Source organism: Denitromonas ohlonensis, from assembly GCF_007625205.1.
Taxonomy (GTDB): domain Bacteria; phylum Pseudomonadota; class Gammaproteobacteria; order Burkholderiales; family Rhodocyclaceae; genus Nitrogeniibacter; species Nitrogeniibacter ohlonensis.
The window spans coordinates 1-5,932 of record NZ_VMNI01000034.1 but is presented as its reverse complement, the minus strand read 5'-3'; the positions used below and the strand labels follow the sequence as shown (position 1 = coordinate 5,932).

The following is a 5,932-nucleotide window of genomic DNA, read 5'->3' as shown; positions in this document are numbered from 1 at the left end:
GCTGTCGAACCAGCTGAAGGCGTGGGGGAAGGCGGGGTCGTGCCAGCGTTGGGCGATCCAGGCGGCGTAGTGGATGAGGCGCAGGGTGCGCAGGGCTTCGGCGAGGTGGCGTTCGGCGGGGTTGAAGTCGTGGAACTGGCGATAGCCTTCGAGCACGACGTCGAATTGCCGGCGCTGCTGGTCGGGTTCGCCGGAGAGCAGCATCCACAGGTCTTGCATGGCGGGGCCGCTGCGGGCGTCGTCGAAGTCGACGAAGTGCGGGCCGTCGGGCGTCCACAGGACGTTGCCGCCGTGGCAGTCGCCGTGCAGGCGGATCTGGGCGACCGGGCCGGCGCGGTCGAAGCAGCGCTGGACGCCTTCGAGCGCCTGGTCGACTACGCTGCGCCAGCTGGTTTCGAGTTCCATCGGCAGATAGGGCGTGGCGAGCACGGCGTCGCGCGCGTCGAAACCGTAGGTCTGCACATTGATGGCGGGGCGGTGTTCGAAGGGCCGCATGGCGCCGACGGCGTGGATGCGGGCCATGAAGCGGCCCATCCAGCGCAGCACGTCTTCGTCTTCAAGCTCGGGCGCGCGGCCGCTGCGTCGCGGGAAAATGGCGATGCGGAAGCCGCCGGCGGTGTTGAGCGTGTTGCCGTTGATCGTCAGTGGCGCAACGACCGGGATTTCGCGCTCGGCCAGTTCGGCCAGAAAGCGGTGCTCCTCGCCGATGGCCGCGTCGCTCCAGCGCTCGGGGCGGTAGAACTTGGCGATGACCGGGGGTTTGTCGTAGATGCCGACCTGAAACACGCGGTTTTCGTAGCTGTTGAGCGCCAGCACACTGCCGTCGCAATCGAGCCCGAGGGCTTCGAGGGCGTCGAGCAGGTGCTCCGGGGTGAGCGTGGAGAAGGGGGCGTCGAGATCGCTCATGAGCGTTCTTCGGTTGGGTCGGGCGAGTAGGGTTCGCGCAGGTCGACCGGTTTTGCGGCCTTCTTGCGCATGCGCAGGTTGAGCATTTCGACGGTGACCGAGAAGGCCATGGCGAAGTAGATGTAGCCCTTGGGCACATGGTTGCCGAAGCCGTCGGCGATCAGCACCACGCCGACCACCAGCAGGAAGGACAGCGCCAGCATCTTGATGGTGGGGTGGTCGGAGACGAACTCGCCGATGGGTTTGGCGAAGAACATCATCATGCCGACCGAGGCGACCACCGCGGCGACCATCACGCCGAGGTGATTGACCATGCCGATGGCGGTGATGATGGAATCGAGCGAAAACACCAGGTCGATGACGATGATCTGGGCGATGACGGCGGCAAAGGTGCTGGCCACGGCCTTGGAGGCGCTGCCTTCTTCGCCTTCGAGCAGCTGGTGCACTTCGCCGGTGCTCTTCCACACCAGAAACAGGCCGCCGGCGACGAGGATCAGGTCGCGCCCCGAGAGGCCGTGATCGATCACCGGCACGGTGAACAGCGGCTCGGTCATGCCAGCCAGCCACGATAGCGCGGCGAGCAGCGCGATGCGCATGAACATGGCGAGAAACAGGCCGAGGCGACGGGCAAAGTCACGGCGCTCGGGCGGCAGTTTGTCGACCAGGATCGAGATGAAAATGATGTTGTCGATGCCCAGCACCAGCTCCAGCGCGGTGAGGGTGAAGAAGGCGACGATCAACTGCGGGTCGGTGAAAATTTCGAGCATGGAATCCTCAATGGCCGCGTTGCCGGCCCCTGCCGACAACGACGCGCCATGATACCAAGGGCGGCGTCGCCACCTGTCGCGTCGCGCTACACTGCGGCCCATGAACGACATGAATGATTCCGACGCCCTGTTCAGCGGGCAGATGGTGGCCGCGCTGCGCGAGGCCCGCCATGTGGTGGTGCTGACCGGCGCGGGGGTCTCGGCCGAGAGCGGCGTGCCGACTTTTCGCGATGCGCAGACCGGGCTGTGGGCGCGCTACGACGCCACCGCGCTGGCCACGCCCGATGCCTTTCGCGCCGACCCGGCGCTGGTCTGGGGCTGGTACGAGTGGCGCCGCGCGGCGGTTATGCGGGCCGCGCCCAACCCGGCGCACCATGCCATTGCTGCGTTGGCCAGGCAGGTGCCCGCGCTGACCGTGATCACCCAGAACGTGGATGACCTGCATGAGCGCGCCGGCAGCACCGGTGTGGTCCATCTGCACGGGCGCCTGATGCAGCCGCGTTGTTTTCAGTGCGGCACGCCGTGGCGCTACCCCGCCGACATCCCGGACGAGCCCGAAGGCGGCCGCCGCGTGACCCCGCCCGACTGCCCGCGCTGCGCCAGCCCGATCCGCCCCGGCGTGGTGTGGTTTGGCGAAGGCCTGCCGGCCGATGAATGGCAGTCGGCCCTGGCGGCCGCAGCCGGCTGCGATCTGATGCTGGCGATTGGCACCTCGGCCATGGTGTATCCGGCCGCCGAATTGCCGCAGATTGCGGTGAATACCGGCGCCTTGCTGGTGCAGATCAACCCGCAATCCACCAGCCTGGACGGCATCGCGCACTGGAATCTGCCGGGCGCGGCGGGCATCACTTTGCCGGCCCTGCTGCACACCACCTTTGCCGATGGCATGAACCAAACGGCTTAAGGCCAGTCTTTTAAAGGCGCCCGCGTGGCGCTGCAACCGAATTGGGAGAGAGCATGCAACTGAACGATAAAGTCAGCCTCATCACCGGCGCGGCCGGCGGCATCGGCCTGGGCATTGCCAAGCGCTTCATCGCGGCGGGCAGCAAAGTGGCGATCGCCGACATCAATATGGACGCGGCCCGTCAGGTGGTGGCCGAGCTGGGCGAAGACCGCGCCATGGCGGTGGCCATGGACGTGACCGACGAGGATGCGGTCAACGCTGGCGTACAGGCGGTGGTCGATCGCTGGGGGCGGGTCGATGTGCTGGTGTCGAACGCCGGCGTACAGATCGTGCATCCGATTGAGGAATTCCCCTTTGCGGCCTGGAAGAAGATGCTCGCCATCCACCTCGACGGTGCCTTTCTCACCACCAAGGCGGTGCTGCCGCACATGTATGCGCAGGGCAGCGGCAGCGTGCTGCTGATGGGCTCGGTGCACTCCAAGCTCGCCTCGCCGCTCAAGTCGGCCTATGTAACCGCCAAGCATGGCCTGATGGGGCTGGCGCGGGTGATCGCCAAAGAGGGCGGGCCGAAAGGCGTGCGCGCCAATGTGATCTGCCCGGGCTTCGTGCGCACCCCGCTGGTGGACAAACAGATTCCGGAGCAGGCGAAATCGCTGGGCATCTCGGAAGAAGAGGTGGTGAACAACATCATGCTCGGCGGCACGGTCACTAAAGAATTCACCACCATTGAAGACGTGGCCGAAGTGGCGCTGACCTTTGCCGCCTTCCCCACCAATGCGCTCACCGGCCAGTCGCTGATCGTCAGCCACGGCTGGCACATGGAGTAAGCGGGCGTGGCAAAAGCGAAACAGCACGGGTTTGAACAGGTCGCGCTGGCCTTGCAGGGCGGCGGCGCGCTCGGCGCCTACCAGGCCGGCGCGTATCAGGCGCTGGCGGCGCGGGGCATCGTGCCGGACTGGGTGGCAGGCGTGTCGATTGGCGCCATCAACGCCGCCATCATTGCCGGCAATGCGCCCGAGACGCGGGTGGCCGCGCTCGAAGGCTTCTGGCAGCGCATCACACGGTTTCTGCCCGGCAACATGGCCTTGCCCGAGCCGCTGCTGCCGGCGGCGGTGAACAATCTGATGTGGGCCGGCCGCAATCTCACCTTCGGCCAGCCCGGCTTCTTCAGCCCGCGCCTGCCGCCGCCCTATCTGTGGCCGGACGACCGGCCCGAGGCGCTGAGCTACTACGACATCACCCCGCTACGCGACACGCTGTGCGAGTTTGTCGATTTCGACCGCCTCAATGACGGGCCGGTGCGCCTGTCGGTGGGCGCGGTGGACATCCACAACGGCAACTATGTGTATTTCGACAACCGCGAGCGGCGCATCGGCCCGGAGCACATCATGGCCTCCGGCGCGCTGCCGCCGGGTTTCCCGCCGGTGGAAGTCGAGGGCCGCTTCTACTGGGATGGCGGGCTGGCGTCGAACACGCCGCTCGACTATGTGCTCCACCACACCCCGCGCCCCGACACGCTGATCTTCCAGATCGACCTGTGGCCGGCGCATGGCGAGTTGCCGCGCAATATTCGCGACGTGGCCGAGCGGATCAAGGAAATCCAGTACTCCAGCCGCACGCGTTTGAGCAGCGACCACATGGTGCGCGAGATGCAGATGAAGCGCCGGGTGCGTGAACTGCTCGCCCGACTGCCGCACGACACCGACGCCCGCGATCTGCTCGACGCCATGGAAAAGGACTGCGCCGGCGGCGTGGCGACCATCGTGCACCTCATCTACGAGAGCCGCCCCTACGAGCACGAGAGCAAGGACTACAACTTCAGCCGGCGCATGATGGAAGAGCACTGGCACAGCGGCGGCCACGACGTGAACCGCGTGTTGGCGAGCCCCGGCGTGCTTGAGCGCCCCGACGACCACGAAGGCATCCGCGTCTTCGCCAGTGACCGGGTGTGACATCGCCCGCGTGCCGGACGCGCTAGACTAGCTGCATTCAGGATTGAGTGGAGGAGATGAGCATGATCAAACCATCCCGCATCCTGCCCGGCCTCGCGCTGGGCCTTGTTGTCGCCTGTGCGCAGGCCGAGCCTGGCCCGCTCAAGACCTACGACCCGCCGCTCGACCCGGCCTTTGCCGAGTTGATCCGCCAGGCCGACCTTGAGGCAGGCGCCGCCTTTTTCGAGCGCAAATGCTCGCAATGCCACGATGGCTTCAAGGAAGGCGGCGACTTCAAAGGCCCGCACCTGTGGAACGTGATGGGCCGCATGTCGGCCGCGCGCGAGGGCTTCCGCTACTCGCCGGCGATGCGCGAGGTCAAACGCAAATGGACCTACGCCACGCTCAGCTACTACCTGCAGGACACCGAAACAGCGGTGCCGGGGCGCGAAATGAATTTCGTCGGCATTTCCGATGACGCCACCCGGGCCAATGTGGTGGCCTACATTCGTACTTTGAGCGATAACCCGCCGCCGCTGCCGTGATCGACACGCTCCTCGAGACGCTATTCGAAGCCGTGGGTGAAGCCGCGCTCTGGCTGGCCAACCGCACGGTGGGTCGGTGCTTCAATCTTGAGGAAGCCGATGCCTATCGGGTGGGCGAGTGGGTTGTGCTGGGGACGATTGTTCTCGGCCTTTTCTTATTGACCGTTATAGCGTCCTAGTGCCACGCCGTAGGGTGGGCGGCTCGCCGCCCACCATCGTGCCTCACGACCAGCGCCGCCGGAGACGATTGTTCTCGGTCTTTTTAATTAACCGTTAGCGTGTCCGAGCAGGGACGCAGGAAGCGACGAATCGTTGGCGGGGTCTCGCCCCGGCGGGCGAGTAACTTTCTTGTAGCGACACGAAAGGATGCGTCGATCCGCCCCTGTTGTACCGCCGGCTTTGCCTGCCCCCTCACTACGCCCGCGCCCGGCGGGTCGTGTCGCACTCGCCCTGCGGGCTCAGACAAGCGACACGACAATTCCCGTCAGCCACGCGCTTCGTTCGGCGGTACAGAAGGGGAAGCGCGCGCGGGCTCGGCTTCGCCATCGCCCTCTTGGAGAGGCCGCGGTGCGACGCCGTTGGGTGGGCGGCTTGCCGCCCACCATCGTGCCTCACGACAAATGCTGCTTGGTGGGCAGCAAAGCTGACCACCCTACGCCCCCGGCACCTCCCGTACCTCCGGCAACGCCTCGCCCTCGGGGACGAACCTCAATGCCACGCCGTTGTTGCAATACCGCTGCCCGGTCGGCGCGGGGCCATCGCCAAACACATGGCCCTGGTGGCCGCCGCAGCGGGCGCAATGGTATTTGGTGCGCGGCACGATCAGCCCGAGTGTAGAGGCGTCACTCCGTAGGGTGGGCGGCTTGCCGCCCACCATCG

Annotated in this window: 8 protein-coding genes; 5 read left to right on the top strand and 3 right to left on the bottom strand. The window is 66.3% G+C overall.

Annotated elements, in window-relative coordinates; all coding sequences use genetic code 11:
• The coding region (locus tag FHP89_RS20780) for a serine/threonine protein kinase (RefSeq protein WP_144180233.1) at positions 1-906 on the bottom strand (906 nt) is incomplete at its 3' end.
• On the bottom strand, positions 903-1,673 hold the full coding sequence (locus FHP89_RS20775; RefSeq protein WP_144180230.1) for a TerC family protein: 771 nt from the start codon (positions 1,671-1,673) through the stop codon (positions 903-905). The genes FHP89_RS20780 and FHP89_RS20775, both read right to left, overlap by 4 nt.
• Before the next feature lie 109 nt (positions 1,674-1,782).
• On the opposite strand from FHP89_RS20775, the gene FHP89_RS20770 reads away from it, so the two are divergent.
• From FHP89_RS20770 to FHP89_RS20750, 5 genes are all read left to right on the top strand, one after another.
• Positions 1,783-2,577 carry an SIR2 family NAD-dependent protein deacylase gene (locus FHP89_RS20770; protein ID WP_144180228.1) on the top strand — a complete coding sequence of 265 codons (795 nt, stop codon included), beginning with the start codon at positions 1,783-1,785 and terminating at the stop codon, positions 2,575-2,577.
• Between the two features lie 53 nt (positions 2,578-2,630).
• Positions 2,631-3,404 carry a 3-hydroxybutyrate dehydrogenase gene (locus tag FHP89_RS20765; RefSeq protein ID WP_144180225.1) on the top strand — a complete coding sequence of 258 codons (774 nt, stop codon included), beginning with the start codon at positions 2,631-2,633 and terminating at the stop codon, positions 3,402-3,404.
• A gap of 6 nt (positions 3,405-3,410) precedes the next feature.
• Positions 3,411-4,529 carry a patatin-like phospholipase family protein gene (locus FHP89_RS20760; protein WP_144180222.1) on the top strand — a complete coding sequence of 373 codons (1,119 nt, stop codon included), beginning with the start codon at positions 3,411-3,413 and terminating at the stop codon, positions 4,527-4,529.
• A gap of 62 nt (positions 4,530-4,591) precedes the next feature.
• On the top strand, positions 4,592-5,053 hold the full coding sequence (locus FHP89_RS20755; protein ID WP_186300433.1) for a c-type cytochrome: 462 nt from the start codon (positions 4,592-4,594) through the stop codon (positions 5,051-5,053).
• Positions 5,050-5,232, top strand: a complete 183-nt coding sequence (locus FHP89_RS20750) for a hypothetical protein (RefSeq protein WP_144180216.1) — start codon at positions 5,050-5,052, stop codon at positions 5,230-5,232. Before FHP89_RS20755 ends, FHP89_RS20750 begins: the two co-directional genes overlap by 4 nt.
• Before the next feature lie 473 nt (positions 5,233-5,705).
• Here FHP89_RS20750 and FHP89_RS20745 read toward each other — a convergent pair.
• Positions 5,706-5,932 (bottom strand): peptide-methionine (R)-S-oxide reductase (locus FHP89_RS20745; RefSeq protein WP_144180213.1); only part of this gene is annotated, 227 nt, incomplete at its 5' end.

What these genes read in the sequence shown, in the direction of transcription:
- FHP89_RS20775 (WP_144180230.1), bottom strand. Translation starts at nt 1,673, where the DNA reads ATGCTCGAAATTTTCACCGACCCGCAGTTGATCGTCGCCTTCTTCACC.
- FHP89_RS20755 (WP_186300433.1), top strand. Translation starts at nt 4,592, where the DNA reads ATGATCAAACCATCCCGCATCCTGCCCGGCCTCGCGCTGGGCCTTGTT.
- FHP89_RS20770 (WP_144180228.1), top strand. Translation starts at nt 1,783, where the DNA reads ATGAATGATTCCGACGCCCTGTTCAGCGGGCAGATGGTGGCCGCGCTG.
- FHP89_RS20765 (WP_144180225.1), top strand. Translation starts at nt 2,631, where the DNA reads ATGCAACTGAACGATAAAGTCAGCCTCATCACCGGCGCGGCCGGCGGC.